This window comes from Massilia horti, from assembly GCF_004614195.1.
Lineage (GTDB): Bacteria > Pseudomonadota > Gammaproteobacteria > Burkholderiales > Burkholderiaceae_D > Telluria > Telluria horti.
In genome coordinates, this window is record NZ_SPUM01000147.1 from 1 (window position 1) to 23,741 (window position 23,741).

Here is a 23,741-nt window from a genome sequence, read left to right on the forward strand (position 1 = left end):
GGGCGCGGCCGGCGGACCGGTTGGCATGGCGGCGGGCGCCGCGATCGGCGCGCTGGCAGGCGGAGCTGCCGGCAAGGCCGCGGGCCGGGTGGTCAACCCGCAGGACGAAGACGTCTACTGGCGCTCGAATTATTCGGCCCAGTCGCACTACACGCCTGGCTACACCTACGACGATTATGCGCCTGCCTATGCGCTGGGTTACAACAGCGCGGCCCATTATCCCAGCTATGAACTGGCCGAGCCTCACATGGCCGATGAGTGGGAGCGGGTCAAGGGCAAGTCGCGCCTGACCTGGCGGCAGGCCCAGGCTGCCAGCCGCGCGGCGTGGGACAGGGTCGAGTTTGCGAACGGGCGCTGATCCGGGGCGCGCTTAATTGCGAAAAGGCCTCGCTGCCGTTGGCCGCGAGGCCTTCTATTTGGTTCGTAGGGGGCGCGGGGCCGCCGAGGACCCGTGCCGCACGCGGTACGTGTGCCTACCGAAGCCAACGGCATTCAACCGTACCGCGTGCGCACTGGTCCTCGGCGGCCCCGCGCCCCCTACGCCCTTCGTTCGATTGATTACTGCTTGATCGCTTCGACCTGGATCGCCAGCTTCACTTCCGGCTTGAAGCCCATCTGCAGACCGTAGCTGACGCCGAAGTCGCCGCGGTTGAAGGTGGCCGAGGCATCGGCGCCGCACACTTCGCGCTTGAGCATCGGGTGCTCCATGCACTTGAACTGGTTGATCGTCAGCTTGACCGGCTTGGTCACGCCGTGCAGGGTCAGCTCGCCATCCACTTCGGCCGGCTGGTCACCGTGGAACTTGATCGACTTGGACTTGTAGGTCGCGGTCGGGAATTTGGCGACATCGAACATGTCCGGGCCCTTGGCGTGGTCATTCATCTTCGCATGGCCGAAGTCGAGGCTGTTGGCATCGATCGTGATGTCCAGCGAGCCGGTCTTGGCCGCACGGTCAAGGGTGATCGTGCCGCTGGTCTTGTTGAACTTGCCGCGCCATTTCGACAGGCCGCCGAAGTGGTCGGCCTCGAAGCTCGGGTAGGTGTGGTTGGGATCGATGTTGTAGGTGTCGGCGGCAAAGGCGGAGCTGGCGCCGACGGCAGCCAGGGCGACGATCAGATGCTTGAATTTCATGTGGAGCTATCCCTTGTTGATGTTGAGGTGAATTACTGTCCCGCTGCGATGCGGAATTTGATGACGACTTCGTCGGCGACCATGCTGGTGTCCTTCCACTCGCCTTCGCCGATGTTGAAGGCCAGGCGCCGGATCGGCAGCTGGCCCTCGAACACCTGTTTGCCGCCCTCCGGCTTGACCGTGACCGGGAAGCTGACGTCGGCCGTCCGGCCCTTGATGGTCAGCTTGCCAGCGATGTTCAGCTTGCCGGCTGTCACCGGCTTGATCGCGGTGGAGACGAAGCTCGCTTTCGGGTACTGGGCGGAATTGAACCATTCCTTCTTCGCGACCTCTTTGTTGTATTCGGGGTCGCCCAGGTCGAGGCTGCCGGTGTCGATGTCGACCCGGGCTTTCGACACGTCAGGATGCGCGGCGTCGTAGTCGATCTGCGCGTCAAAGCGCTTGAATTTCGCTTCGACCGGCACGTTCATCTGCTTGAACACGGCGCCCACGCTGCTGTGCGCGAGGTCGGTCTTGAGCGGGGCGGCGTTGGCGACCGCGGCGACGAACAAGGTCGCCAGCAGGATTCGTTTCATGAATTCTCCTTCTTGAATGAGGGCAGCATGCGCTGCATGACCCCGTCGCGGTCGACCACGAGGTGCTTGAGCGCGGCGGCCACGTGCATGCCGACCAGGCCCGCCATCAGCATGTTGAGCCAGTAATGCACTTCCTTGAGCACCGCCTTGAGGGCCGGATCCGGCTGGATCAGCACCGGCAGTTCGAACAGGCCGAAGTAGACCACCGGCACGCCGGCTGCGAGGGTGTAGAAGTAGCCGGACAGCGGGACGGCGAAGATCAGCACGTAGAGTACGCCGTGCAGCGCATGAGCGGCGCTCTTCTGCCAGGCCGGCATCGCGGCCGGGTAGGGCGGGGCGCGGTTGACCAGCCGCCACAGCAGGCGCAGGACGGCCAGCAGCAGCACGGTCACGCCAGCCCACTTGTGCCACGAAAAGTAGCGCAGCTTGGCCGGCGTCAGGCCGGGGATGTCGGTCATTACCAGGCCGAGCGTGAAGGTGCCGATAATCAGTACGGCGATCAGCCAGTGAAGCGCGATCGCGGTTTTGGTATAGCGCAGCATGTTCCCGAAAATTAGTACGTGTTAGGACTAACTATAGCAGAGAAATGATTGGGCCGCTTGCAAATGCGTTTCGTACAGTAGCATGAATTGCTGTAGGGGAAACAGTTGAGCCCGATATCAAGTTTCTGAGATGCCGTCTTATCGGAGGCGTAGGGTGCGCACCAGTGCGCACGCGGTCACCGTATGCTGACTTGCGGCAGCCGCTTCACTTACGCCGCGTTCGCGAACCGCGTGCGCACTGGGGCGCACCCTACGCCTGCCCAAGTCCGTAGCCAGCTAACGGTGACAGCGCCAAAAAAAAGACCGGAACAAGTCCGGTCTTTTGTCAGGTGGTGCCTGCCTCAGATCGCCGCGGCCAGCTTGGCAGCCAGGCCCGTGTAGTTCGCCGGGGTCATCGCAAGCAGCAGGTCCTTGGCTTCCTGCGGAATCGCCAGTGCGCCGATGAATTCGCGCAGCGCTTCCTTGGTGATGCCCTTGCCGCGCGTGAGCTCCTTGAGCTGCTCGTACGGATTGGCAATGCCGTAGCGGCGCATCACGGTCTGGACCGGCTCGGCCAGCACTTCCCAGTTCGCATCCAGGTCCTGCTCCAGGCGCGCGGCATTCACTTCCAGCTTGTTCAGTCCGCGCAGGCAGCTGTCGTAGGCCAGCAGCGCGTAGCCGAAGCCCACGCCGATGTTGCGCAGCACCGTCGAATCGGTCAGGTCGCGCTGCATGCGCGAGACCGGCAGCTTGTCGGCCATGTGGCGCAGCACCGCGTTGGCCAGGCCCAGGTTGCCTTCCGAGTTTTCAAAGTCGATCGGGTTGACCTTGTGCGGCATGGTCGACGAGCCGATCTCGCCGGCCTTGAGCTTTTGCTTGAAGTAGCCGAGCGAGACGTAGGTCCAGATGTCGCGGTTCAGGTCCAGCAGGATGGTGTTGGCGCGCGCGACCGCGTCGAACAGCTCGGCCATGTAGTCGTGCGGCTCGATCTGGATGGTGTACGGGTTGAAGGTCAGGCCCAGGCGCTGTTCGATCACGTTGCGCGAAAATGCCGGCCAGTCGAACTCGGGGTAGGCCGACAGGTGCGCGTTGTAGTTGCCGACCGCGCCGTTCATCTTGCCCAGGATCTCGACGTCGGCGATGCGCTTGGCCGCGCGCGTCAGGCGCGCCACGACGTTGGCGAATTCCTTGCCCAGGGTGGTCGGGCTGGCGGTCTGGCCGTGGGTGCGCGAGAGCATCGGCAGCGCGGCGTTGACGTGCGCGATCTCGGTCAGCTTGGCGATGATCGCTTGCAGGGCGGGCAGCAGCACGCCGTCGCGCGCGGCCTTGAGCATCATGCCGTGCGAGGTGTTGTTGATGTCTTCCGAAGTGCAGGCAAAGTGGATGAACTCGCTGGCCGACACCAGTTCCGGCATGTCCTTGACCTTTTCCTTGAGCCAGTACTCGACCGCCTTGACGTCGTGGTTGGTGACCGCCTCGATTTCCTTGATGCGGGCGGCGTCCAGCTCCGAGAACCCGGCGGCCAGCTGGTCGAGCAGCGCGTTGGCGGCAGGCGAGAACGGCTTCAGTTCAGCAAAGCCGGCCTGCGACAGCGCCTGCAGCCAGGCGATTTCGACCTTCACGCGATGGTGCATGAAGCCGGCTTCCGAGAGGATCGGGCGCAGCTTGTCGGTCTTGGCGGCGTAGCGGCCATCGAGCGGAGACAGGGCCGACAGGGCGGCCGAGGGGGCGGTAGAAGTCATGGCGGGACGGTCTGTGCAAAAACGAAGATTCTACCACCGGGGCGCTTTTGCAGCCCCGATGCAGCCCGGTTTGCGCCCTGTTGTGACCACACAGCAGGGCGCGTGCGGGCCCTCAAACGGCGGGGTGCCGATGTTATACTGTCCACCAGTCCCCACATCTGAGTATCTATGAAACTGATCGGTTCTATCGCCAGTCCCTATGTCCGCAAAGTCCGCGTAGTTATGGCGGAAAAAAAGCTTGATTATTCCTTCGAGCTGGAAGATGTCTGGAACGCGGCGACGGCGATCCAGCGGTCCAACCCGCTGGGCAAGGTGCCGTGCCTGGTGATGGAAGACGGCAGCACGATGTACGACTCGCGCGTGATCGCCGAATACCTCGACACGCTCACCCCCGTGTGCAAGCTGCTGCCGCCGAACGGCCGCGACCGGGCCGAGGTCAAGGTCTGGGAAGCGCTGGCCGACGGCGTGCTGGACGCTGCGGTGCTGGTGCGGCTGGAGCGCACCCAGCGCCCGCCAGAACTGCAGAGCGAGGCGTGGATCGAGCGCCAGATGGGCAAGGTGAGCGCCGGGCTGCAGGCGATGTCCGAGCGCCTCGGCGATCAGCCATTTTGCATGGGCAACCACTACACCCTCGCCGACGTGGCCGTCGGCTGCACGCTCGGCTGGCTGTCGTTCCGGTTCCCGCAAATCGGCTGGCGCGACGACTACCCGAACCTGACGCGCCTGTTCGACAAGCTGTCCGAACGGCCCTCGTTCAAGGACACCGTGCCGCACTGACATCCTGATCCGCTGGCGCTGGGCTGTTGATGCGCTACAATCATGCCGGACCGACAACACGAACGGGGCGGGCATATGCAGCAGCGGGACAAGACGGTGGTGGTATGCGGCGAAGCGCTGGTTGAGGAGACCGGTGGCGAGCAGGTGGCGGGCGGCGCCCCATTCAACGTGGCGCGCCATTTGGCCGCGTTCATGGTGCCGCAGTTAATGATCACCCGCATCGGCAGCGACCTCAATGGCGCGCTGGTGCGTGGCGAATTCGAACGCTTTGCCATGACCGAAGCGGGCCTGCAGTTCGATCAGCTCGAGGAAACCGGCCGGGCCGTGCTCGAACGCTCGCCAGGGGGAGTACGGCTGACGGTCCTGCCCAACCAGGCCTACGACTACATCGACGAGGACGAAGCGCTGGCCGCGCTGTCGGCCGAAGAGCCGTGCGCATTTTATTTCGGCACCCTGGCGCAGCGCAGCGCGCGCACGCGCACCACACTCGAGGCGCTGCTGCAGGCGTGCGTGGCGCCCCGCTTCCTGGACCTGAACCTGCGCGAGAGCGCGATCGACGAACGCATCGTGTTCCGTTCGCTGCACCTGGCGGATATCGTCAAGGTCAACGAGGCTGAGCTGCAGATGCTGTTCAAGTGGTACTTCCAGATCGAGCCATCGGCGCCGCCGCTGCCGCCCGATGAGGTGCGCGCCGCATGCCGGGCGCTGGTGGACATGTTCTCGCTGCAGGCGCTGATCGTCACGCTCGGGCATCGCGGCTCGGTGTACTTTGGCGAGGACGACGAGGTGATCGCCAACCGCGACAATCCGGCGCCGCCGTTCGTGATCGACACGGCGGGGGCGGGCGACGCGTTCGCGGCGATTTTCCTGCTTGGGCTGGTGCGCGAGTGGCCGCTCGAGACGACGCTGGCGCGCGCCAACGAGTTTGCTGGGGCGATCTGCGCGATTCCCGGCGCGGTGCCGCGCGATCTGGGGTTTTACGACAAGTGGATGGCGCGCTGGCGCGCGGCGTGAGGAGCCACGCGGCCGGTGAGTTCCGTACGGTGTGCAGCTATGCTGTGCACGCGGTCACCGCATGCTGGCTTGCGGCCGCGGCGCCACTACGCCCCGTTCGCGAACCGCGTGCGCACAGGTGCGCACCCTACGGGGGGCAGCGCGGGTCGGCCGCGAGCGCTATTCGTTCATCTGGCTTTGCAGGTAGTTCTGAATGCCGATCTTCACGATCAGGTCGAGCTGGGTCTCAAGCCATTCGATGTGCTCCTCTGTGTCTTCCAGGATATCCAGCAGCAGGTCGCGTGAGACGTAGTCCTGGGCCACCTCGCAGGCAGCGATCCCTTCCTTGATCGTGATCTGCGCCGCCCGTTCGAGCTTCAGGTCGCACTCAAGCATTTCCTGAGTCGATTCGCCGATCAGCAGCTTGTGCAGCGCCTGCAGGTTGGGCAAGCCGTCGAGCATCAGGATGCGCTCGATCAGCTGGTCGGCATGCTTCATCTCGCCGATCGATTCGTCGTATTCCTTCTTGCCCAGCCGCTTCAGACCCCAGTGGCGGTACATCCGCGCGTGCAGGTAGTACTGGTTGATTGCGGTGAGCTCATTGGTCAGCTGCGCGTTAAGCAGCCGGATGATATTCGGATCGCCCTTCATGATGTCCCTTGTGTGATGTTGTTATCAACATCATAGCAAAGGCGGGCGGCGGACGCGGCGTGATTCGTGGCGGATCAGGCAGCCTGCGGCACGTTGCGCCGCAGTTCGGTGACCGTGGTCTGGCTGTCCAGGTGCGCGTGCAACACCTCGCGGGCGTAGCTGACGCACTTGCCGCAGCAGGTGCCCACCCCCAGTTCCTTGTACAGTTCGGCCATCGAGCTGATGCCAAGGTCGACCGCCTGGCGGATTTCGCGGTCGGAGATGTTGTTGCAGACACAGACGATCATTCGGAATTCCTTGCTGGTTTTGCTATATAATGAGAATCATTCTCATTCGTGTTATATTTTGTCGAAACCGGACGACGAATGCAAGCACTTTTGTTGCGTATCTACATGAGCGTGAGCAAACTGCAAATAGAAATAATTCGCATTTAGGTTTATGATGTTATCTGTCTCATCAGGTACCCAACGGACTGCAGCGACCATGACTCTTGCCCCCACCCTGACCACCCTCGACTCGCTCAAGACGGGCCAGAGCGCCACCGTGATCCACCTTGCGCCCGCCGGCGCGCACGGGGGAGCGGACGTGCCGCGCCGCCTGATGGAGCTCGGGTTCGTGCCGGGCGAGCGTATCCGCATGCTGCGGCGCAGCTTTACCGGCGGCCCGCTGGCGGTCAAGGTCGGCCAGTCGACGTTCGCGCTGCGCCGCTTCGAGGCGGCGCTGATCTCGATTCAGCCGGAATAACGATGGGCGCACCAGAACAGCAGGTGCAGGCGGCGGCACGAGCGCCGCTGGTCGCGTTACTCGGCAATCCAAACTGCGGCAAGACCGCGCTTTTCAACCGCCTGACCGGCGCGCGCCAGAAGGTCGCCAACTACGCAGGCGTCACCATCGAGCGCAAGGAAGGCCGCTTCGTCGCGCCGTCCGGGCGCCCGATCCGGGTGCTGGACCTGCCGGGCGCCTATTCGCTGTCGGCGCACACCCCGGACGAAGCGATCACGCGCGACGTGGTGGCCGGCATCCGCGCCGGCGAGCAGGCGCCGGACGCGGTGGTGTGCGTGGTCAACGCGACCAACCTGCAACTGAACCTGCGCCTGGTGCTGGAGATCAAGCGCCTCGGGCTGCCGATGGTGCTGGCGCTGAACATGGTCGACGTGGCCCACAAGCGCGGCATCGTGATCGACAGCGCCAGGCTGTCTGAGGAACTGGGCATGCCGGTGGTGGAAACCGTGGCGATCCACGCTGGCGGCGAGGCGGCCTTGCTGGACGCGCTCGACGCGCTGCCGTTCGACGTGCCGGTCAAGCCCAACTCACTGTCCGCGATCGACGCGGTGCCGGTCGAAGAGACCCAGCGCGAGGTACGCCGGATCCTGGATGCCACCACAAGTTTTGCCAACGACCGCGGCAACCTGTCCGAGCAGATCGACCAGGTGGTGCTGCACCCGATGGTCGGCCCCGTGATCCTGGCGGCGCTGATGTTCCTGGTGTTCCAGGCCGTGTTCTCGTGGGCCGAGGCGCCGATGGACCTGATCAAGGGCGGCGTCGACGCGCTCGGCCAGTGGGTCGGCTCTGGCCTGGCCGAAGGGCCGCTGCGCAGCCTGATCGTCGAGGGCATTTTCGGCGGCGTCGGCAGCGTGCTGGTGTTCCTGCCGCAGATCCTGATCCTGTTCTTCTTCATCCTGATCCTCGAGGATTGCGGCTACCTGCCGCGCGCGGCGTTCCTGCTCGACCGCCTGATGGGCAGCGTCGGGCTGTCCGGGCGCGCGTTCATCCCGCTGCTGTCCTCGTTCGCGTGCGCGATTCCCGGCGTGATGGCGGCGCGCACGATCCAGAACCCGCGCGACCGGCTGGTCACCATCATGATCGCGCCCCTGATGACCTGCTCGGCGCGGCTGCCGGTGTATGCGCTGATCATCGCCGCATTCATCCCGCAGCGCCAGGTGGCAGGTCTCGTCAACCTGCAGGGGCTGGTGCTGTTCGTCCTGTACATGGCCGGCATCGTCAGCGCGATGGCGGTGGCCTGGGTGTTTAAACGCAGCTGGGGCGCGCGCGGCCAGCACCCGCTGATGCTCGAGCTGCCGGCCTATCACTGGCCGAACCTGAACAACCTGGCGCTGGGCCTGTGGGAACGCGCGCGCATCTTCCTCACCCGCGTCGGCACCCTGATCCTGACCCTGATGGTGCTGATCTGGTTCCTGTCGAGCTTTCCCGGCGCACCGCAAGGGGCGACCGAGCCGCCGATCTATTACAGCATCGCCGGCATGATCGGGCGCGCACTCGCCGTGATCTTCGAGCCGATCGGCTTTGGCTGGCAAATTTGCATCGCGCTGGTGCCGGGCATGGCGGCGCGCGAGGTGGCAGTCGGGGCGCTGGGCACCGTGTATGCGCTGTCGGGCAGCGGCGACGATGTCGCCCGTTCGCTGGCGCCGGTGATCGCACACTCGTGGTCGATGGCGACCGCGCTGTCGCTGCTGGCGTGGTATGTGTTTGCGCCGCAGTGCCTGTCCACCTTGTCCGTGGTGCGGCGCGAGACGGGCAGCACCCGCTATCCGCTGCTTATGGCCGGCTACATGTTCGCGCTGGCTTATACGGCGTCCTTCATCACCTATCACGTAGCGCGCTACGCGCTGGGGTAGCGGCCATGGTCCAGTATCTCGTCGTCGGGCTTATCGTTGTGCTGGCGCTGCTGTACGTCGCGGCCAAGTATCTGCCGGCGAGCTGGCGCGCGCGGATCGTGTACAAGCTCTCGCGGCGCGGGACGCGGCAATCCCGGCTGGCGCAGTGGGTCGCTGACGCGGACAGCTGCGGCAGCGGGTGCGACAGCTGCAAGGCCTGTGAGGACGAGGAGCCGGCGCAGGAACCGACCGGGCATCGGGTGATCAAGCTGCACGAACGGCGTTAGCAAATCGTACGGCTTGCCGGAGGGCGTAGGGGGCGCGGGGCCGCCGAGGACCTGTGCGCACGCTGTACGGTTGAGCAGAGTTTGCGGTAGCTTTGAAGGCACTGCCGCTTCGCGTTCGGTTGATTCACGCTCTGTTTGAACGCGTGGGCGGGAGACCCGCCCACCCTACGAATTGACGCAAACTCTGCTCAGCGGTACCGCGTGCGCACAGGTGCGCACCCTACGCCTCCTTTAGGGCCGCTGGCCGCGCGACATCCTACGAGCGTGCGTCTCGTCTTATTCGGTTACCGCGTGCCAGACGTCCTTCACCTTGTCGCCCGACTTGTCACCCGGTTTTTTGTCCTTGACGAAGGTGTACAGCGGCTTGCCTTTGTAGGTCAGCTGCTTGCTGCCGTCTTCGCGTGTGATGCTGCCGTAAGGCGGCGTCAGCGCGGCGTCGCCGGCTTTGACCGCGGGCCAGTTTTCGGCGCACGGGCCGGTGCAGGCGCTCTTGCCGTCCTTGTCCTTGTCGAAGGTGTAGACCGTCATGCCGTTGGCATCGACCAGCACGCCGCCCACCTTGTGAAGCGGCGTGATGTCGGCGGCGTGGAGGGGGAGTGTGAGCAGGGTGGCGAACAGTGCGGTAACAAGCTTGACTGGTTTCATGTGAGTCTCCTGTTGGATGTCGTTTGACTACCGGTTCGAACTGCCCGGTCATTCTGGCACTTGATCCGGGTGCCATGCAAGGCCGAGTTTCTCCATCAGCCGCTTGGCATCGAATGGCGCGTGCACCTTGATGTCATTGTCGAAGTAGCAGTACAGGTCGCGGTGCGCGCGCCGCGGCGGCGCTGTTTTCGAGATCAGGCGGGCATCAAGCGGCTGCTTGCCGCTGGTCCAGGCCCGGATCCGGTCGGCCCAGCGCTCGAGCGCTTCGTCGCTGTAGCCGCTGGCATACAGTTCCTTGTCGCCGTGCAGGCGCAGGTACATGAAGTCGCTCGTCACGTCTTCATAGTTCGGCCATTTGCCGGCAGTGTCGGCCACGACCATGGCGACCTTGTATTTGCGCAGCAGGGCAACGAAGGCGGGGTCGATGAAGCTGTCGTTGCGAATCTCGATCGCGTGCCGCAGCGCGTGGTTCTTGTCGGCATCGAGCGAGACCCGGCCCTCCATGCGCGGCTCGTAGTGGCGCGCCAGCGCCAGCGCGCTCTTGGAGTCGTGCGGCAGGATGCTGAGAAAGTGTTCCATCCGCTCCGGCTCGAACTTGAAGTTGGGCGGGAATTGCCACAGGAAGGGACCGAGCTTTTCGTGCAGCTCGAACACGCCTGAGGCCAGCGTGTTGGAAAGCGCGTGGTCGATGTCGCGCAGGCGCAAGATGTGCGTCAGGAAACGGTTGCCCTTGACGGCGAACACGAAGCCGGGCGGCGTGGCCGCATACCAGGCGGCGTAGCTTTCCGGCCGCTGCAGCGAGTAGAACGAGCCGTTGATCTCGATCGTTGGCAGCTGGCGCGACGCGTAGTCGAGCTCGCGGTGCTGAACCAGCCCTTCAGGGTAGAACACACCGCGCCACGGGGGATAGCGCCAGCCGGAAATGCCGATGAAAATGGACGCGGACATGTTGAAACATCATACCCGCGCCCCGTCGCGGTTTCGGTACGCTTGCGAACCGACCGATCAGTCGTTCTTGACGACCGGTAGCTCGATCGCGCTCTCCATGCCGGGCGCGTGGTAGACCCGCTGGGTCGCCTTGCGGTAGTCGGCCGGGCTGGCGAGGAAGATGTTCGGCACGAAGGTCTGCGGATTCCGGTCGTACAGCGGGAACCAGCTCGACTGGATCTGCACCATGATCCGGTGGCCCGGCAGGAACACGTGGTCGACGTTGGGCAGCGCAAAGCGGTAGCGCTCGGCCTTGTTGGGGCTTGCTGCCATCGGCTTGTCCAGCCCCTGGCGGTAGCGGCCGCGGAAGATGTCCATCGCGATCGGCAGCTGGTAGCCGCCCAGTTCCGGCTGCGCCGCCACCTCGTCCGGGTAGACGTCGATCAGCTTGACCACCCAGTCCGAATCGGTGCCGCTGGTCGAGGCGAACAGGTTGACCATCGGCTGGCCGGCCAGCTGCAGCGGTGCGCTCAAGCGCTCGCTGACGTAGGCCAGCACGTCCGGACGGTCGGAGAACGAGCGCTGGTCGTTGACCAGCCACGGCTTCCAGACCGCGGCGTCGTGCATGCGCACCGGACGCGGCACGAACGGCACCGGCTTGGCCGGGTCGGATACGTATTCGTCGTATTTGTCGCTGGCGCTGTCCTTGTCGAACCCGAGCCTGAAGCCCGCTTTCAGGAACAAAGGCGTCGCGGCCTGTGCCAGCGGCCAGCGGTCAAGGCGCCGCCAGCGGTTCACGCCGGTCTGGTACGACCACACCGGCGGCGTGTCCGCCTTGGGTGCGCCGTCCTTCAGGTACTGGTCGAAGAACGGCAGCATCACGTCGCGCCGGAACTCGGCGGCGGTGTCGCCGGTGAACTTGAGCGGGCCCAGGGTCGAGCCTTCGTAGTTCACGCCGCTGTGGCGCCACGGGCCCACCACCAGGTGGTTCATGTCGTTGTTCTTGTCCTTGCCTTCGGTGACGGCGTAGGTCGCGTAGGCGCCGTAGATGTCTTCCTGGTCCCAGCGTCCGACCACGGTCATGGTCGGCACCTTGAGCGGCCGCGCGGCCAAAATGCGATCCAGCGCCTGCTCCTGCCAGAAGCTGTCGTAGGCCGGGTGCTCGAACAGCTTTTTAACGAAGTTCAGCTGGTCCAGGCCATACTGGCGCGCCAGGTCTCCCGTCGAGCCAGCGCGCAGCATCCCCTCGTAGTCGTCGTAGACGCCGCTGGCCAGCTGCACGCCTTCGCCGCGCGCCGTGTTCTGGCTTGCGATGTAGCCCAGGTTCGAATTGCGGAAGGCGCCGTTGTGGAACCAGTCGTCGCCGCGCCAGCCGTCGACCATCGGGCTCATTGGCACCGCGGCCTTGAACGCCGGGTGCGGATCGGCCAGCGCCATCAGCACCGTGAAACCTTCATAGGATGAGCCCACCATGCCGACCTTGCCGTTCGACTGAGGCAGGTTCTTGACCAGCCAGTCGATCGTGTCATACGCGTCGGTCGCGTGGTCGACGTCGGTGTTGTTCAGCGGTCCGCGCAGCGGGCGCGTCATCACGTAGTCGCCTTCCGAGCCGTACTTGCCGCGCACGTCCTGGAACACCCGGATGTAGCCGTGCGCGACGAACTGGTCGTCGCCGTCGTTCAGCATCGACGCCATGTACGGGCTGGTGCTGCGGTTGGCGCGGCGCGCGGCGTTGTACGGGGTCCTGGTCAGCATGATCGGCGCGTGCTGCGCATTCTTCGGGATCACGATCACGGTGTACAGCTTGACGCCGTCGCGCATCGGGATCATCTCGACCCGCTTGATGTAGTCGGCGCCGGGCACGGTGGCCTCGAATTTGGCGGCGGGGATATCAGGCGACATGGCCGGGGTCTGTGCCTGGGTCGGCGCGGGAAGAAAGGCCAGCAGCAGCGGCAGGGCGGACAGGGACAGCGTACGGCGGTGACGCATTGGACTCTCCGGGACGTAAAGGTGAAGGATTAAGAATTTACAACATTTAACGGCACAGGTGCATAAGCGTTGCGCGGGCGGTATCATGGCGCCACCCGTTTTTTGGCATCCACATGAAACAACAGGCAAAGCTGCTCGCGATCGACGGCTTGAACATCGTGCGCCGCGTCTACGAGGCCAGTCCCGAACCGGACTCGGACCTGAAGGCGAGCGTCGCGCTGCGCCACGCGTTCTCGTCGTTTCGCAACCTGCTCGAGGCGCATGAGCCGACCCATGTGCTGGCCGCGTTCGACTACGGCGGCAGCACATGGCGCCACGCGCTGTACCCGCGCTACCGCGAGAACCGCGCGCCGATGCCGTCCTGCCTGCGCGATGCGCTGCCGGAGTTCCACCAGCGCCTGGCCGGCGCCGGCCTGCACGTGCTGATGCTGCCTGAAGTGGAGGCCGACGACGTGATCGGCACTGGCGTGATGCGCTGGCTGCTGGAGGGACGCGGCCCGGCGGTCGTGGCCACCACCGACAAGGACCTGCACGGCCTGATCGCGCATGGCGCGCTGGTGTGGGACCATTTCAAGGGCGAGTGGCATGACGACGCCTGGGTTCGCAACAAGTTCGGGGTGGCGCCGGAACTGCTGCACGACCTGCTGGCGCTGATGGGCGATGCGACCGATGGGGTGCCGGGAGTGTCCAAGATCGGGATGAAGACCGCCGCGCGGCTGCTCAATGCCTACGGCAGCCTGGACGCGGTGATGGCCGGCGCCGGCATTTTGAAGACGCCGTTGGGCGAAAGGTTGCGCGCCGAGCGCGAGATACTGTACATGTCACGCCAGCTGGTGCAGCTCAAGACCGACGTGCGGCTGGGCGTGACCTGGAACATGCTGGCCTACGAGACATGAGAGAGAGGGGATGAGCGGATGCTCAAGGCAGTGATTGTGGACGCGAGCGCGGTGTCGCGCGGGCTGTTAAATACGGTGCTGACTGACGGTAGCTACGAGGTCGTCGGCCAGACTCATACCAGCGCGCAGGGCTATGCGCTGGCGCTCAAGCACCAGCCGCACTTAATCTGCATCGCGCGCGAGCAGGTCGAGGACGGCAATGACGTGGTCGAGCAGTTGCGCGCCAACCTGCCCAAGACCCTGATCTTCATGGTGTCCGGCACGCTTGACGCGCCCGCGGTGCAGGCGGCGCTGGCGCGCGGGGTGCACGGCTTCATCGTCAAGCCGTTCAAGGCCGACACGGTGCTCAAGACGATCAGGAATACCGTGCTCGCGGTGGTCAAGAAGCATCGGGCGTGACCGGCACGCGCGGCAGCGGCACCACGCCGTAAAAGATCAGGTCCTTTTCCAGCGCACGCGCGCTCGCTCCAGCCAGCAGATGCTCGCAGAACGCGGCCGGCACCTCTCCGGACGCGTCGACGGCAAGCCCGCGCCCCGGCCCCGGGTCCCCGGCCTGGCGGATGCGCTCCAGGTTCTGTGCGGTGGTGCCGGCCGGCCCCTGCTGGGCAGGTTCGTGTCCCCACAGCGATCCAAAGCCGCCATGATCCTGAAGATTGGGCGAGTACCAGATGTAGGGCGCATTGGACAGGAACGCACCCCACATGCTGTAGGACGAGACGGAACAGACGATGCAATCGGCAAAGGCCATCAGCAGCAGGTCGCTGCACGCGGTCTGGCGCAGGTGGAAGGTGGTCAAGGGGCGGAACGCGTCGATGAACGGCCTCACCTCGTCCGCGCTGGCATCGGTAAGCAGCAGGAACTGCAACTGGCCGCGGCAACCCTGCTTGAGCGCGGCGCAGGTGGCCAGGTACCATTCCAGCGGAAGGGCGGCGTTGAAGCGGCCGCGAAAGTCGGTGCCATGCTTGACGTTTTCGAAGTCGCCGCGGCGGATGTGCACGGCGGCCAGGGGCTTGCCGGCCTGCGCCAGGGAGAGGATCGCGTGCACGTTGTCCACCGCGCGCCGCGCCTTGAGGAGTTCGGCCAGCATGAACACGCGCGCCTTGCGGATCGCGTGGAACCCGCCCCACATGCCGCTTGCGGAAAAGACGAAATGCCGCCGCCGGTCCAGGCCCTGGGCCGCCGCGAACTGCGCCACCGCCTGCTGGTATTCATTCTTGCCCGTTGCGAGGTAGGTTGCTTCGTCAAAGCGGATCGTGGGCATGGCCCGCCTGAGCAGGCCCTGGTACACCCAGTCGAGCCGTGCGGTGCCGAAGTCGCGCTGATACTTGCGCTGATTCAGGCCCCACGCTGGATGCATCAGGCTGGCATTGAGGGCTCGGCTCGCCAGAAAGGCCTTCGCCCACGGAAAAAGTTCGTTCCCGAGGCCTGCACCACGACGCCCATGAATTTCTGGAATGCATACCCGCATTGGATTCTCCAGTCGGCAGACCTGGACAATGGTAGCAACCGGCGTCAGCCGATAACGGGGACTTGGTGCGGGCTTGAGCTGTATCAGTCGATATATGGCTTACCGGAGGTGTAGGGTGGGCGGGTCTCCCGCCCACGCGTTCAACCACAGGCTGAATCAACCAAATACATGGCGGCGCCGCCGCTGGCTGGACTAACATCGCGTTAATCCGTCGCACCCGCGGAGGTGGGAGTCCGTGCTGAATTTGCTGTTCACGCTCAGTATGGACGGATTAGCGCCAGTTGTGCTATTCCCGTCTTCGAGGGAAGTCGTTCCCGCCACGCACATAGAATCTACGGGCACAAAGCTCCTTCTCGGGCATACTAAGCTGGAGAGTACGGTACGCTATCTCGGGATTGAGGTCGATGATGCGCTAGCGACCGCCGGAAAGACCGAGGCGTGAGTCGCCCGTATAAATGTCCGTTATGTGCGTCAAGAGGAGGAAGTTTGAAGAACATCATTTTGTATCCCGGCTCCGCCCGTTTTACTGGGACAGCTGCTTTCGAATGGGCTAGCCCAACAAAAGGTGGTGTTCATCGGTTTATCCTGTTCCTTGCGCAGAGCGATCGCATCTCTCGTCAAGATATGGCTCGGCAGGAAATTGAGTTGTTTGGGTTCTCGGAAATTGAGCTCGGAGAAGGCCGAGCAATCGATGTTGAGAGCCTTAACGATCCCAGCATGGCTGCATTCCGCCGACATTACGAAAGCGCGTTTGCTGAGGGATGCTCCTTGGTCTGGTATCCATAAAATCATCCCGGAGATGCGACGATAGCGGATTCCCATGACATCAAGGGTTCTAGTACTGTGCCCCCTCAACAAACTGACCCCAACTCAGCCAAGATGCGATTTCCAAAAATCGACGTAGACTACTGGACACTTGTCTCTGGCGAGGACCGTCACAGATCGTCGCCCGAAACCTTCTGGATTCCGCCGTTTGAAGAGAGGCAGGCGTTACAGCCAGGCGATGCAGCAAAGCTCATTTTTGAGATAGAGTCTGAGGACGAATTCGGGGAAATTTCACGCGATTGTGAGCGAATGTGGGTAGTGGTGTCGGAGGTTAGGCCACTGTATTTCATCGGCCGCGTTACCAACATGCCTGTCGGGTGCAATGACAGCAGCTTCTACCTTACTGAGGATGCTGAGGTTCCTTTTTTGCCTGAACATGTCATTGATATCGATCGCCCTCCCAAGGAATTTTTAGACGCTTTGTTTTCAGAAAGTCCTAAGAAACTCTGGCCGCGCTAACGGCCTGATGTTTTCTATGCACCAAGGTCAGCCTTGGCGCGGACGATACAGCCGGGCATGGCTGTGCCGAACCAAGCGCTATGTCGTTTGACCGGATGAAGGGGGAGGATATCTTCTATAAATTCAATATCTGAACTCCCCAGGTTTCAGTCAAAACTTGCCTGAAGAGGTCGGACAGTTTTGGCTCGACATCTTTGCGGACTAATCGCGGAGGAACGATCCCATCGATCCGCTCCAATTCGTTCACAATGAATTGCTGAATTGCCGGTATCTGAGGAGACAGACCGAGCTCCGGGCTTGAACGCTTCTGCTCCAGTAGCGCGTCAATCGCAGCTAGCAGGGCAGGGTCGTCCAGAACTTCCAGTAATTTCTCGAATTCGATGGGCGCCGGTGCTTTGTGCCGCTCCAGCCAACGTACAGCAAGCAATGGGCGCAGGACGTAAAAGTACTTCTTAAGCGGGACCATAGGATCGCGTAAATAGCCGCGAAAGTTCGTCTTGGCCATGCTGCGATAGTGATAGATGCCACTTTCTATCGAATACACATCGGCCGCAAGCATTCGGCATCGTTCGGCAAACGTGCCGCGCTGCATATACACGATCGGCGACTGGATCCATTCCATAAAGGCAGGGTTGGATTTCCAGAACAGCCGCAGTGCCTTGCGCAGGTCCCAGCCATTGACGTCAAGATCGTCAACGATTGGGTACTCGATTACATCGCGTTGCTCTTCCAATCCGACCGACAAATACCAGGCAGGCCGATTTACATAAATAAATCGCGCATCGTAATCGCTGTTGGGTGACTCGAAGCCCCACGCGCGGCTGCCAGATTCAATCGCCCAAATGACCTTTACGTCATGGTTTTGCTCGGCCTGAACTAGCCGCCGTTGGATTTCTTCTCGAATGTGTAATGCGATCACGCGTCGGTCCAGATCATGAAGGGTTAAGTTAACCGCATCGTGACACGGATGTGCAACCTCGACAACGTGTCACGAATCGAGGAAGTCCGAACCTTGGACGTCATAGACCGCTGAACCAGACGGTTGCGGGGATCGTATCAACGGCGATCCCTACGCAACTGCCGAGCGTCCGGCGTTGCCGCCGTCGATGATGCCCCCGCCCAGGCACACATCGCCGTCATACAGCACGGCCGACTGGCCCGGCGTCACCACCCACTGCGGCTCGGCAAAAAGTTTCCCTGCGCCTCGACTCAGGTGCCGCTGACGGAGCATTGTGCAACAAAGCCCCGCTAGTATATTCTTACGGAAGCTTTCCGTTATTCAAGGTCGTTCGCACTTATGCCATCTTCGGTCATCACGATATCCGCAAGCACTCTGGACCGCATGCGGATAACCGAACTGCTCGCCCAAGCCGCGGGCCCACTGGTTTTCGACGGCTGCGACTTTAACGGCGCTGACCTGTCGCGCCTCGACCTGCAGGACGCGCAATTTCGCAATTGTTCGCTGGTGGAGACCTCGTTATACGCAGCGAAGCTCTCACGCAGCAGCTGGCATCGTTGCCGGGGCGGCCAGTCGGACTTTGAATCTGCCGACGCGGTTGACGCGCGCTTCGAAGGCTGCGATTTCAACAATACCACGTGGCGTCGGGCCAAGTTGGCCTCTGCCACGTTCCGCGAGTGCAAACTGACGGGCGCCAGCTTTGAAGAGGTGGCACATCTTGCCTTGTCGTTCGCCGATTCCCGCATGGTTGGCGCCGACCTGCGCCGCCTGTCGTTTTACAAAACCCGGCTGGTCGGGCTGGACTTCCAGGACGCCGACCTTTCCGGCTGCGACTTCCGCGAAGCCGTCTTTGAGCAATGCAGCATCCGCAACGCCCACCTGAAAGACACGCGCTTCCACGGCGCCGACTTGCGCGGCGCCGACATCAGCGGCGTCAAGCTCGGGAACGCCGCGATGTTCAAGGGTGCGATCATCTCGGCGCGCCAAGCGGCCGAGCTGATGCTCGAACTCGGGCTGTTGGTAGGCTGATCGCTAAACATGCAGTACCGCGATGTGCTGGACAAAGCGAGGCGCCTTGGACGACATGGCCCGCTGAACCAGGCGGTTGCCGGGATCGCATCAAAGACGGTCCCTACGCAACTGCCACGGGTTAGGCGTTGCCGCCGTCGATGATCCCTCCCCCCAGGCACACGTCGCCGTCATACAGCACCGCCGACTGGCCCGGCGTCACCGCCCACTGCGGCTCGACAAAGTCCAGCGTGAAGCGGTCAAGACCTTCGGGATTGACCGTGCAGGCCATGTCGCTCTGGCGATAGCGGGTCTTGGCAGAAAGCGCGCGCTGTCCCGGCGGTTCGCCCGCGATCCAGCTGGCCTGCCCGGCTTCCAGGTGGCTCGACAACAGCCACGGATGGTCATGCCCCTGCACGATGTACAGCGTGTTGTTGGCGATGTCCTTGCGCGCGACGAACCACGGTTCGCTGGTGCCGTCCGCGTTCTTGTGCGACTTGAGCCCGCCGATGCCGATGCCCTTGCGCTGGCCCAGCGTGTAGAACGACAGGCCCACGTGCTCGCCGACCAGGGTGCCGTCATCGAGCCTCATCGGGCCGGGCTTCCCGGACAGGTAGCGACCCAGGAATTCGCGGAACGGCCGCTCGCCGATGAAGCAGATGCCGGTCGAATCCTTCTTCTGCGCGTTGGGCAGCTTGAGTTTCTCGGCAATCTTGCGCACCTCGGTCTTGGGCGTTTCGCCCAGCGGGAACAGCGCCCGGGACAGCTGCGCCTGGTTCAGCCGGTGCAGGAAGTAGCTCTGGTCCTTGGTCGAATCGAGCGCCTTGAGCAGCTCGAAGCGGCCCGCGTTCTCGCGCACCCGCGCGTAGTGCCCGGTCGCGATCAGGTCCGCGCCCAGCTTCATCGCATGGTCGAGGAAGGCCTTGAACTTGATCTCGGCGTTGCACAGCACGTCCGGATTCGGCGTGCGGCCCGCCTGGTACTCGCGCAGGAACTCGGCAAACACCCGGTCCTTGTACTCGGCCGCGAAGTTGACCGCCTCGATGTCGACCCCCACCACGTCGGCCACGCTGGCCGCGTCGATCCAGTCCTGGCGCGACGAGCAGTATTCGGAATCGTCGTCGTCTTCCCAGTTTTTCATGAACAGGCCCACCACCTCGTAGCCCTGTTCCTTCAGCATCCATGCCGCGACCGAGGAGTCGACTCCGCCCGACATCCCGATCACGACTTTTTTCTTGCTCATGTAACGTCCGTCTTGATTGATAACCCGCCATCGAACACCGAGGCATGGGTGTGCAGCAGCGCGAGCGCGGTGCGCTTGCCGGCCAGGTAGTCGTCCACGCACTGCAGCATGACCGGGCTGCGGTGGCGCTCCTGGCAGGCGGCCATTTCGTCGCGCGTCATCCAAAGGGTGCGCAGGATGCCGTGGTCCAGCGGCTGGTCGTACTGGCGGCCGGCCTTGCCGCAGAAGGTGAAGCGCAGGTAGGTCACGTCGGTCCCGCGCGACTTGCTGCGGTAGCGCGACATGTACATACCGACCAGCGCCTCCGGGATGAACTCGTGCGCCGTCTCTTCCATCACCTCGCGCACCACCGCCTGTTCGAGCGATTCGTGCGGGTCCAGGTGGCCGGCCGGCTGGTTCAGCTTGACGCCTTCGCTGGTCTCTTCTTCTATCAGCAGGAAGCGGCCGTCGCGCTCAATGATCGCGGCAACGGTGACTGACGGTTTGAAGGTATGGGTCATGCGCGTCCTTGGAAATGAGCCGACATTTTACCTTGGCGGGCTGGGCGTTGCTCGGCCGCCGCACTTCATGTGTGCGGAAATCAACATTGATCTTCGACATATTCCCGTTTGATTGTCCTAGCTGTCCGCCTTCTTCAATCGGACAATTGTCAATTCTGTCGACGAAAAGCCACTGTCGATTTTGAAGTCGGGGTTTACGTGCAATTTACGTGCTAGATTGTGGACACTTTATCAATATCACGGAGGCATCGATGAGAATTGGCATACCGGCCGAGACCTGGCCGGGCGAGACACGCGTTGCTGCAACTCCTGAAACCGTCAAGAAACTGGCCGCAAAGCACGAGGTGATCGTCGAGTCCGGCGCCGGCCTGCGCGCGGCCGCCGTGGACGCCGCCTACGCGGCCGCCGGCGCCATTATCGCGGGCGCCGCCGATGCCTTCAATGCCGACATCGTGCTCAAGGTGCGTTCCCCGAACGCCGGAGAGCGCGAGCAGATGAAACCGGGCGCGATCCTGGTGGGCATGCTCAACCCGTTCGATGCCGACAACCTGCGCGCGCTGGCCGAGCGCCGCCTGACCGCGTTCGCGCTCGAGGCCGCGCCGCGCACCACGCGTGCGCAGTCGCTGGACGTGCTGTCTTCCCAGGCCAATGTGGCCGGCTACAAGGCGGTGCTGCTGGCCGCCGACACCTACCAGCGCTTCATGCCGATGCTGATGACCGCCGCCGGCACCGTCAAGGCCGCACGGGTGCTGATCATGGGCGCCGGCGTGGCCGGCCTGCAGGCGATCGCCACCGCGCGCCGCCTGGGCGCCGTGATCGAGGCATCGGACGTGCGCCCGGCAGTAAAGGAACAGGTCGAGTCGCTCGGCGCCAAGTTCATCGACGTGCCGTTCGAAACCGAGGAGGAGCGCGAAATCGCGCAAGGCACCGGCGGCTACGCGCGCCCGATGCCGCAAGCGTGGATGCAGCGCCAGGCGCAGCTGGTGGCCGAACGCATCAAGCTGGCCGACATCGTCATCACCACCGCCCTGATCCCCGGCCGCAAGGCCCCGGTGCTGGTGACCGAAGCGATGGTCGAATCGATGAAGCCCGGCTCGGTGATCGTCGACATGGCGGTCGAGCAGGGCGGCAACTGCGCGCTGTCCGAACTGGGCGCGACCGTGGTCAGGCACGACGTGACCATCATCGGCGAGCCGAACCTGGCTGCGCGGGTGGCGGCCGACGCCTCGGCCCTGTACGCGCGTAACGTGCTCGACTTCCTCAAGCTAATCATCGACAAGGACAACAACCTGGTCATCGACCGCAACGACGACATCGTCGCCGCGACGCTGATTTGCATCGACGGCGAACTGCTGCGCAAATAAGCGGCGCAAGAACGCAAAAACTCGGGAGGCAAACGTGGAAATCAGTCATACCATCATCGATTTGATCATCTTCGTGCTGGCCGTCTACGTCGGCTACCACGTGGTGTGGAACGTCACCCCGGCGCTGCATACGCCGCTGATGGCGGTCACCAACGCGATCTCGGCCATCATCATCGTCGGCGCCATGCTGGCCGCGGCGCTGACCGAGGGACCGATCGGCCAGTTGACCGGAACGATCGCCGTGGCGCTGGCCGCGGTCAACGTGTTCGGCGGCTTCCTGGTCACCCAACGCATGCTCGAAATGTTCAAGAAGAAGGAACCGAAGGCCGCCAAAGACCAGTCCACCCCCGCTGCCAAGTCGGAGGAACTGGCATGAATATGATCAGCATGAATGTGGTCACCTTGTTTTACCTGATCGCCTCGGTCTGCTTCATCCAGGCGCTCAAGGGCCTGTCCTCGCCGGCGTCGGCAAGGACAGGCAACGCCTTCGGCATGGCCGGCATGGCGATCGCCGCCGTCACCACGGTGGCGCTGATCTTCCGTTTGAAGGCCGACATGCAGGCCGGCGCTGGCATCGGCTTTCCGCTGGTGGTCCTCGGTGTCGTGATCGGTGGCCTGATCGGCGCCTACGCCGCTAAAAAGGTCGAGATGACCAAGATGCCGGAACTGGTGGCGGCGATGCACTCGCTGATCGGCCTGGCCGCCGTCTGCATCGCCATCGCCGCCGTGTCCGAGCCGTGGGCCTTCAACATCGCAGCGCGCGATGCCGCGCTGCCGTTCGGTAACCGGCTCGAACTATTCATCGGCACCTTCGTGGGCGCGGTCACCTTTTCGGGTTCGGTGATCGCCTTCGGCAAACTGTCGGGCAAATACAAGTTCCGCCTGTTCCAGGGCGCGCCGGTGCGCTACACCGGCCAGCACCTGGTCAACCTCGGCATCGCGGTGGCGATCATCGTGCTCGGACTGGTGTTCTGCTTTGCAGTCGGCGTGCAGCCGGCCTGGACGCCGTACCTGATCATGGCCCTGCTGTCGTTCGCGCTGGGCGTGCTGATCATCATCCCGATCGGCGGCGCCGACATGCCGGTGGTGGTCTCCATGCTCAACAGCTATTCCGGCTGGGCCGCGGCCGGCATCGGCTTTTCGCTGAATAATTCGATGCTGATCATCGCCGGCTCGCTGGTGGGCTCCTCCGGCGCGATCCTCTCCTATATCATGTGCAAGGCCATGAACCGCTCGTTCTTCAACGTGATCCTGGGCGGCTTTGGCGGCGAAGTGGAGGCGGGCGCCGCGGGCGGCGCGCAGGAGCAGCGGCCGGTCAAGTCGGGCTCGGCGGAGGACGCCGCGTTCATTCTGGAGAATGCCGAAACCGTGATCATCGTGCCCGGCTACGGGCTGGCGGTGGCGCGCGCCCAGCACGCGCTCAAGGAACTGACCGACAAGCTGACGGAGCATGGCGTCACGGTGAAGTACGCGATCCACCCGGTGGCGGGGCGCATGCCGGGCCACATGAACGTGCTGCTGGCCGAAGCCGAGGTCCCGTACGACATGGTGTACGAGATGGAGGACATCAACAGCGAATTCGGCCAGGCCGACGTGGCGCTGATCCTGGGCGCGAACGACGTGGTGAACCCGGCCGCGAAGGACCCCAAGTCGCCGATCGCCGGCATGCCGATCCTGGAGGCGTACAAGGCCAAGAGCATCATCGTCAACAAACGCTCGATGGCCTCGGGGTATGCGGGGCTGGACAATGAATTGTTCTACCAGCCCAACACGATGATGGTGTTTGGCGACGCCAAGAAGGTGATCGAAGCGATGGGCAAGGCTGTCGAATGAGTAGGGACATTGTGCGCAGCCTGCGAAACTGATCGGAGTTCGTAGGGGGCGCGGGGCCGCCGAGGACCAGTGCGCACGCGGTCACCGGTTGCCGGCTCGCGACGGCGGTACCATGACGCACCGTTTGCGAACCGCGTGGGCACAGGTGCCCACCCTACGATTCTGCGCACGGGTACTCGTTGCAGCTCGTAGGGGGCGCGGGGCCGCCGAGGACCAGTGCGCACGCGGTCACCGTTTGCAGGCTCGCGGCATCGGTACCACCATGCACCGTTCGCGAAGCGCGTGGGCACAGGTGCCCACCCTACGATTCTGCGCACGGGTACTCGTTGCAGCT

26 protein-coding genes and 3 pseudogenes are annotated in these 23,741 nt (G+C 63.6%); 15 read left to right on the forward strand and 14 right to left on the reverse strand.

The genetic code is table 11. The features are described 5' to 3' along the window. A pseudogene (locus E4O92_RS24955) lies at positions 1-358 on the forward strand (hypothetical protein); the annotation flags it as partial. 200 nt (positions 359-558) lie between these two features. Here E4O92_RS24955 and E4O92_RS23325 read toward each other — a convergent pair. The 4 genes from E4O92_RS23325 to purB all read right to left on the reverse strand — a co-directional run bounded on the left by E4O92_RS23325 (position 559) and on the right by purB (position 3,969). After that, the gene (locus tag E4O92_RS23325; protein ID WP_135192035.1) at positions 559-1,131 is read right to left on the reverse strand and encodes a YceI family protein; all 573 of its coding nucleotides are present in this window, start codon (positions 1,129-1,131) and stop codon (positions 559-561) included. A gap of 32 nt (positions 1,132-1,163) precedes the next feature. Continuing rightward, positions 1,164-1,706: a YceI family protein gene (locus tag E4O92_RS23330; RefSeq protein ID WP_135192036.1), complete on the reverse strand. Its 543-nt coding sequence runs from the start codon at positions 1,704-1,706 to the stop codon at positions 1,164-1,166. Beyond that, positions 1,703-2,248 carry a cytochrome b gene (locus E4O92_RS23335; RefSeq protein ID WP_135192037.1) on the reverse strand — a complete coding sequence of 182 codons (546 nt, stop codon included), beginning with the start codon at positions 2,246-2,248 and terminating at the stop codon, positions 1,703-1,705. Before E4O92_RS23335 ends, E4O92_RS23330 begins: the two co-directional genes overlap by 4 nt. A gap of 341 nt (positions 2,249-2,589) precedes the next feature. Then, entirely contained in the window at positions 2,590-3,969 is a 1,380-nt protein-coding gene (gene purB / locus E4O92_RS23340; protein ID WP_135192038.1) for an adenylosuccinate lyase, read from the reverse strand. A gap of 168 nt (positions 3,970-4,137) precedes the next feature. On the opposite strand from purB, the gene E4O92_RS23345 reads away from it, so the two are divergent. Both E4O92_RS23345 and E4O92_RS23350 read left to right on the forward strand, forming a co-directional pair. Continuing rightward, positions 4,138-4,746: a glutathione S-transferase C-terminal domain-containing protein gene (locus tag E4O92_RS23345; RefSeq protein WP_135192039.1), complete on the forward strand. Its 609-nt coding sequence runs from the start codon at positions 4,138-4,140 to the stop codon at positions 4,744-4,746. A gap of 42 nt (positions 4,747-4,788) precedes the next feature. Continuing rightward, complete coding sequence (locus E4O92_RS23350; RefSeq protein WP_229483693.1) at positions 4,789-5,760, forward strand: PfkB family carbohydrate kinase; 972 nt, start codon at positions 4,789-4,791, stop codon at positions 5,758-5,760. Positions 5,761-5,919: 159 nt separating this feature from the next. Here E4O92_RS23350 and bfr read toward each other — a convergent pair whose 3' ends face one another. Both bfr and E4O92_RS23360 read right to left on the reverse strand, forming a co-directional pair. Beyond that, positions 5,920-6,390, reverse strand: a complete 471-nt coding sequence (bfr, locus tag E4O92_RS23355; protein WP_135192040.1) for a bacterioferritin — start codon at positions 6,388-6,390, stop codon at positions 5,920-5,922. Positions 6,391-6,464: 74 nt separating this feature from the next. Beyond that, on the reverse strand, positions 6,465-6,677 hold the full coding sequence (locus E4O92_RS23360; protein WP_135192041.1) for a (2Fe-2S)-binding protein: 213 nt from the start codon (positions 6,675-6,677) through the stop codon (positions 6,465-6,467). 196 nt (positions 6,678-6,873) lie between these two features. On the opposite strand from E4O92_RS23360, the gene E4O92_RS23365 reads away from it, so the two are divergent. From E4O92_RS23365 to E4O92_RS23375, 3 genes are read left to right on the forward strand one after another with little or no spacing between them, the layout of a single operon-like run. Next, positions 6,874-7,134, forward strand: coding sequence for a FeoA family protein (locus tag E4O92_RS23365; RefSeq protein WP_135192042.1), 261 nt, complete (start codon positions 6,874-6,876; stop codon positions 7,132-7,134). A 2-nt stretch (positions 7,135-7,136) separates the two neighbouring features. Next, positions 7,137-9,026 (forward strand): ferrous iron transporter B, encoded by a 1,890-nt coding sequence (gene feoB, locus E4O92_RS23370; protein WP_135192043.1) that lies wholly within the window; start codon positions 7,137-7,139, stop codon positions 9,024-9,026. Positions 9,027-9,031: 5 nt separating this feature from the next. Continuing rightward, positions 9,032-9,292: a DUF6587 family protein gene (locus E4O92_RS23375; protein ID WP_135192044.1), complete on the forward strand. Its 261-nt coding sequence runs from the start codon at positions 9,032-9,034 to the stop codon at positions 9,290-9,292. 276 nt (positions 9,293-9,568) lie between these two features. On the opposite strand, the gene E4O92_RS23380 is transcribed toward E4O92_RS23375, so the two are convergent. Genes E4O92_RS23380 through E4O92_RS23390 form a run of 3 tightly spaced genes read right to left on the reverse strand, consistent with a single transcriptional unit; the run spans position 9,569 to position 12,853 of the window. Then, positions 9,569-9,937: a COG4315 family predicted lipoprotein gene (locus E4O92_RS23380; RefSeq protein ID WP_135192045.1), complete on the reverse strand. Its 369-nt coding sequence runs from the start codon at positions 9,935-9,937 to the stop codon at positions 9,569-9,571. Between the two features lie 48 nt (positions 9,938-9,985). Then, positions 9,986-10,885, reverse strand: a complete 900-nt coding sequence (locus E4O92_RS23385) for a DUF72 domain-containing protein (RefSeq protein WP_135192046.1) — start codon at positions 10,883-10,885, stop codon at positions 9,986-9,988. Positions 10,886-10,942: 57 nt separating this feature from the next. Beyond that, complete coding sequence (locus tag E4O92_RS23390) at positions 10,943-12,853, reverse strand: CocE/NonD family hydrolase (protein WP_135192047.1); 1,911 nt, start codon at positions 12,851-12,853, stop codon at positions 10,943-10,945. A 113-nt stretch (positions 12,854-12,966) separates the two neighbouring features. On the opposite strand from E4O92_RS23390, the gene E4O92_RS23395 reads away from it, so the two are divergent. Both E4O92_RS23395 and E4O92_RS23400 read left to right on the forward strand, forming a co-directional pair. Further along, positions 12,967-13,749, forward strand: a complete 783-nt coding sequence (locus tag E4O92_RS23395) for a 5'-3' exonuclease (RefSeq protein WP_135192048.1) — start codon at positions 12,967-12,969, stop codon at positions 13,747-13,749. A gap of 18 nt (positions 13,750-13,767) precedes the next feature. Continuing rightward, a complete protein-coding gene (locus E4O92_RS23400) occupies positions 13,768-14,148 on the forward strand; it encodes an ANTAR domain-containing response regulator (protein WP_135192049.1) in 381 nt (126 codons plus the stop codon). Here the strand turns inward: E4O92_RS23400 and E4O92_RS23405 are convergent. Continuing rightward, the gene (locus tag E4O92_RS23405) at positions 14,129-15,106 is read right to left on the reverse strand and encodes an O-fucosyltransferase family protein (RefSeq protein ID WP_135192050.1); all 978 of its coding nucleotides are present in this window, start codon (positions 15,104-15,106) and stop codon (positions 14,129-14,131) included. The two genes, E4O92_RS23400 and E4O92_RS23405, sit on opposite strands and share 20 nt — an antisense overlap. A 454-nt stretch (positions 15,107-15,560) precedes the next feature. Between E4O92_RS23405 and E4O92_RS25285 the strand changes: the two are divergent. The 3 genes and pseudogenes from E4O92_RS25285 to E4O92_RS23420 form a co-directional block, all read left to right on the forward strand. Beyond that, a pseudogene (locus E4O92_RS25285) lies at positions 15,561-15,659 on the forward strand (integrase); the annotation flags it as partial. A gap of 44 nt (positions 15,660-15,703) precedes the next feature. Further along, entirely contained in the window at positions 15,704-16,003 is a 300-nt protein-coding gene (locus E4O92_RS23415; RefSeq protein ID WP_135192051.1) for a hypothetical protein, read from the forward strand. Positions 16,004-16,096: 93 nt separating this feature from the next. Beyond that, the gene (locus E4O92_RS23420; RefSeq protein ID WP_135192052.1) at positions 16,097-16,501 is read left to right on the forward strand and encodes a hypothetical protein; all 405 of its coding nucleotides are present in this window, start codon (positions 16,097-16,099) and stop codon (positions 16,499-16,501) included. Positions 16,502-16,616: 115 nt separating this feature from the next. Here E4O92_RS23420 and E4O92_RS23425 read toward each other — a convergent pair whose 3' ends face one another. Together E4O92_RS23425 and E4O92_RS23430 are read right to left on the reverse strand one after the other, a co-directional pair. Next, positions 16,617-17,420 (reverse strand): nucleotidyltransferase domain-containing protein, encoded by an 804-nt coding sequence (locus tag E4O92_RS23425; RefSeq protein ID WP_135192053.1) that lies wholly within the window; start codon positions 17,418-17,420, stop codon positions 16,617-16,619. A gap of 150 nt (positions 17,421-17,570) precedes the next feature. Then, positions 17,571-17,693: pseudogene (locus E4O92_RS23430) on the reverse strand (aminomethyltransferase beta-barrel domain-containing protein); the annotation flags it as partial. A 150-nt stretch (positions 17,694-17,843) separates the two neighbouring features. Here E4O92_RS23430 and E4O92_RS23435 point away from each other — a divergent pair. Next, on the forward strand, positions 17,844-18,488 hold the full coding sequence (locus E4O92_RS23435; RefSeq protein WP_229483695.1) for a pentapeptide repeat-containing protein: 645 nt from the start codon (positions 17,844-17,846) through the stop codon (positions 18,486-18,488). A gap of 121 nt (positions 18,489-18,609) precedes the next feature. On the opposite strand, the gene mnmA is transcribed toward E4O92_RS23435, so the two are convergent. Together mnmA and E4O92_RS23445 are read right to left on the reverse strand one after the other, a co-directional pair. Further along, positions 18,610-19,710, reverse strand: coding sequence for a tRNA 2-thiouridine(34) synthase MnmA (mnmA, locus tag E4O92_RS23440; RefSeq protein ID WP_135192054.1), 1,101 nt, complete (start codon positions 19,708-19,710; stop codon positions 18,610-18,612). After that, positions 19,707-20,210 carry an NUDIX hydrolase gene (locus E4O92_RS23445; RefSeq protein WP_135192055.1) on the reverse strand — a complete coding sequence of 168 codons (504 nt, stop codon included), beginning with the start codon at positions 20,208-20,210 and terminating at the stop codon, positions 19,707-19,709. Before E4O92_RS23445 ends, mnmA begins: the two co-directional genes overlap by 4 nt. A 251-nt stretch (positions 20,211-20,461) precedes the next feature. Here E4O92_RS23445 and E4O92_RS23450 point away from each other — a divergent pair, with 251 nt between their 5' ends. Genes E4O92_RS23450 through E4O92_RS23460 form a run of 3 tightly spaced genes read left to right on the forward strand, consistent with a single transcriptional unit; the run spans position 20,462 to position 23,407 of the window. Continuing rightward, positions 20,462-21,574 (forward strand): Re/Si-specific NAD(P)(+) transhydrogenase subunit alpha, encoded by a 1,113-nt coding sequence (locus E4O92_RS23450; protein WP_135192056.1) that lies wholly within the window; start codon positions 20,462-20,464, stop codon positions 21,572-21,574. A 34-nt stretch (positions 21,575-21,608) separates the two neighbouring features. Then, the gene (locus E4O92_RS23455) at positions 21,609-21,950 is read left to right on the forward strand and encodes an NAD(P) transhydrogenase subunit alpha part 2 (protein ID WP_135192057.1); all 342 of its coding nucleotides are present in this window, start codon (positions 21,609-21,611) and stop codon (positions 21,948-21,950) included. After that, positions 21,947-23,407 (forward strand): NAD(P)(+) transhydrogenase (Re/Si-specific) subunit beta, encoded by a 1,461-nt coding sequence (locus E4O92_RS23460; RefSeq protein WP_135192058.1) that lies wholly within the window; start codon positions 21,947-21,949, stop codon positions 23,405-23,407. The genes E4O92_RS23455 and E4O92_RS23460 overlap by 4 nt, the downstream gene beginning before the upstream one ends. The last annotated feature ends 334 nt before the right edge of the window (positions 23,408-23,741 follow it).

What these genes read in the sequence shown, in the direction of transcription:
- E4O92_RS23325 (WP_135192035.1), bottom strand. Translation starts at nt 1,131, where the DNA reads ATGAAATTCAAGCATCTGATCGTCGCCCTGGCTGCCGTCGGCGCCAGC.
- E4O92_RS23330 (WP_135192036.1), bottom strand. Translation starts at nt 1,706, where the DNA reads ATGAAACGAATCCTGCTGGCGACCTTGTTCGTCGCCGCGGTCGCCAAC.
- E4O92_RS23335 (WP_135192037.1), bottom strand. Translation starts at nt 2,248, where the DNA reads ATGCTGCGCTATACCAAAACCGCGATCGCGCTTCACTGGCTGATCGCC.
- purB (WP_135192038.1), bottom strand. Translation starts at nt 3,969, where the DNA reads ATGACTTCTACCGCCCCCTCGGCCGCCCTGTCGGCCCTGTCTCCGCTC.
- E4O92_RS23345 (WP_135192039.1), top strand. Translation starts at nt 4,138, where the DNA reads ATGAAACTGATCGGTTCTATCGCCAGTCCCTATGTCCGCAAAGTCCGC.
- E4O92_RS23350 (WP_229483693.1), top strand. Translation starts at nt 4,789, where the DNA reads ATGCCGGACCGACAACACGAACGGGGCGGGCATATGCAGCAGCGGGAC.
- bfr (WP_135192040.1), bottom strand. Translation starts at nt 6,390, where the DNA reads ATGAAGGGCGATCCGAATATCATCCGGCTGCTTAACGCGCAGCTGACC.
- E4O92_RS23360 (WP_135192041.1), bottom strand. Translation starts at nt 6,677, where the DNA reads ATGATCGTCTGTGTCTGCAACAACATCTCCGACCGCGAAATCCGCCAG.
- E4O92_RS23365 (WP_135192042.1), top strand. Translation starts at nt 6,874, where the DNA reads ATGACTCTTGCCCCCACCCTGACCACCCTCGACTCGCTCAAGACGGGC.
- feoB (WP_135192043.1), top strand. Translation starts at nt 7,137, where the DNA reads ATGGGCGCACCAGAACAGCAGGTGCAGGCGGCGGCACGAGCGCCGCTG.
- E4O92_RS23375 (WP_135192044.1), top strand. Translation starts at nt 9,032, where the DNA reads ATGGTCCAGTATCTCGTCGTCGGGCTTATCGTTGTGCTGGCGCTGCTG.
- E4O92_RS23380 (WP_135192045.1), bottom strand. Translation starts at nt 9,937, where the DNA reads ATGAAACCAGTCAAGCTTGTTACCGCACTGTTCGCCACCCTGCTCACA.
- E4O92_RS23385 (WP_135192046.1), bottom strand. Translation starts at nt 10,885, where the DNA reads ATGTCCGCGTCCATTTTCATCGGCATTTCCGGCTGGCGCTATCCCCCG.
- E4O92_RS23390 (WP_135192047.1), bottom strand. Translation starts at nt 12,853, where the DNA reads ATGCGTCACCGCCGTACGCTGTCCCTGTCCGCCCTGCCGCTGCTGCTG.
- E4O92_RS23395 (WP_135192048.1), top strand. Translation starts at nt 12,967, where the DNA reads ATGAAACAACAGGCAAAGCTGCTCGCGATCGACGGCTTGAACATCGTG.
- E4O92_RS23400 (WP_135192049.1), top strand. Translation starts at nt 13,768, where the DNA reads ATGCTCAAGGCAGTGATTGTGGACGCGAGCGCGGTGTCGCGCGGGCTG.
- E4O92_RS23405 (WP_135192050.1), bottom strand. Translation starts at nt 15,106, where the DNA reads ATGCATCCAGCGTGGGGCCTGAATCAGCGCAAGTATCAGCGCGACTTC.
- E4O92_RS23420 (WP_135192052.1), top strand. Translation starts at nt 16,097, where the DNA reads ATGCGATTTCCAAAAATCGACGTAGACTACTGGACACTTGTCTCTGGC.
- E4O92_RS23435 (WP_229483695.1), top strand. Translation starts at nt 17,844, where the DNA reads ATGCGGATAACCGAACTGCTCGCCCAAGCCGCGGGCCCACTGGTTTTC.
- mnmA (WP_135192054.1), bottom strand. Translation starts at nt 19,710, where the DNA reads ATGAGCAAGAAAAAAGTCGTGATCGGGATGTCGGGCGGAGTCGACTCC.
- E4O92_RS23445 (WP_135192055.1), bottom strand. Translation starts at nt 20,210, where the DNA reads ATGACCCATACCTTCAAACCGTCAGTCACCGTTGCCGCGATCATTGAG.
- E4O92_RS23450 (WP_135192056.1), top strand. Translation starts at nt 20,462, where the DNA reads ATGAGAATTGGCATACCGGCCGAGACCTGGCCGGGCGAGACACGCGTT.
- E4O92_RS23460 (WP_135192058.1), top strand. Translation starts at nt 21,947, where the DNA reads ATGAATATGATCAGCATGAATGTGGTCACCTTGTTTTACCTGATCGCC.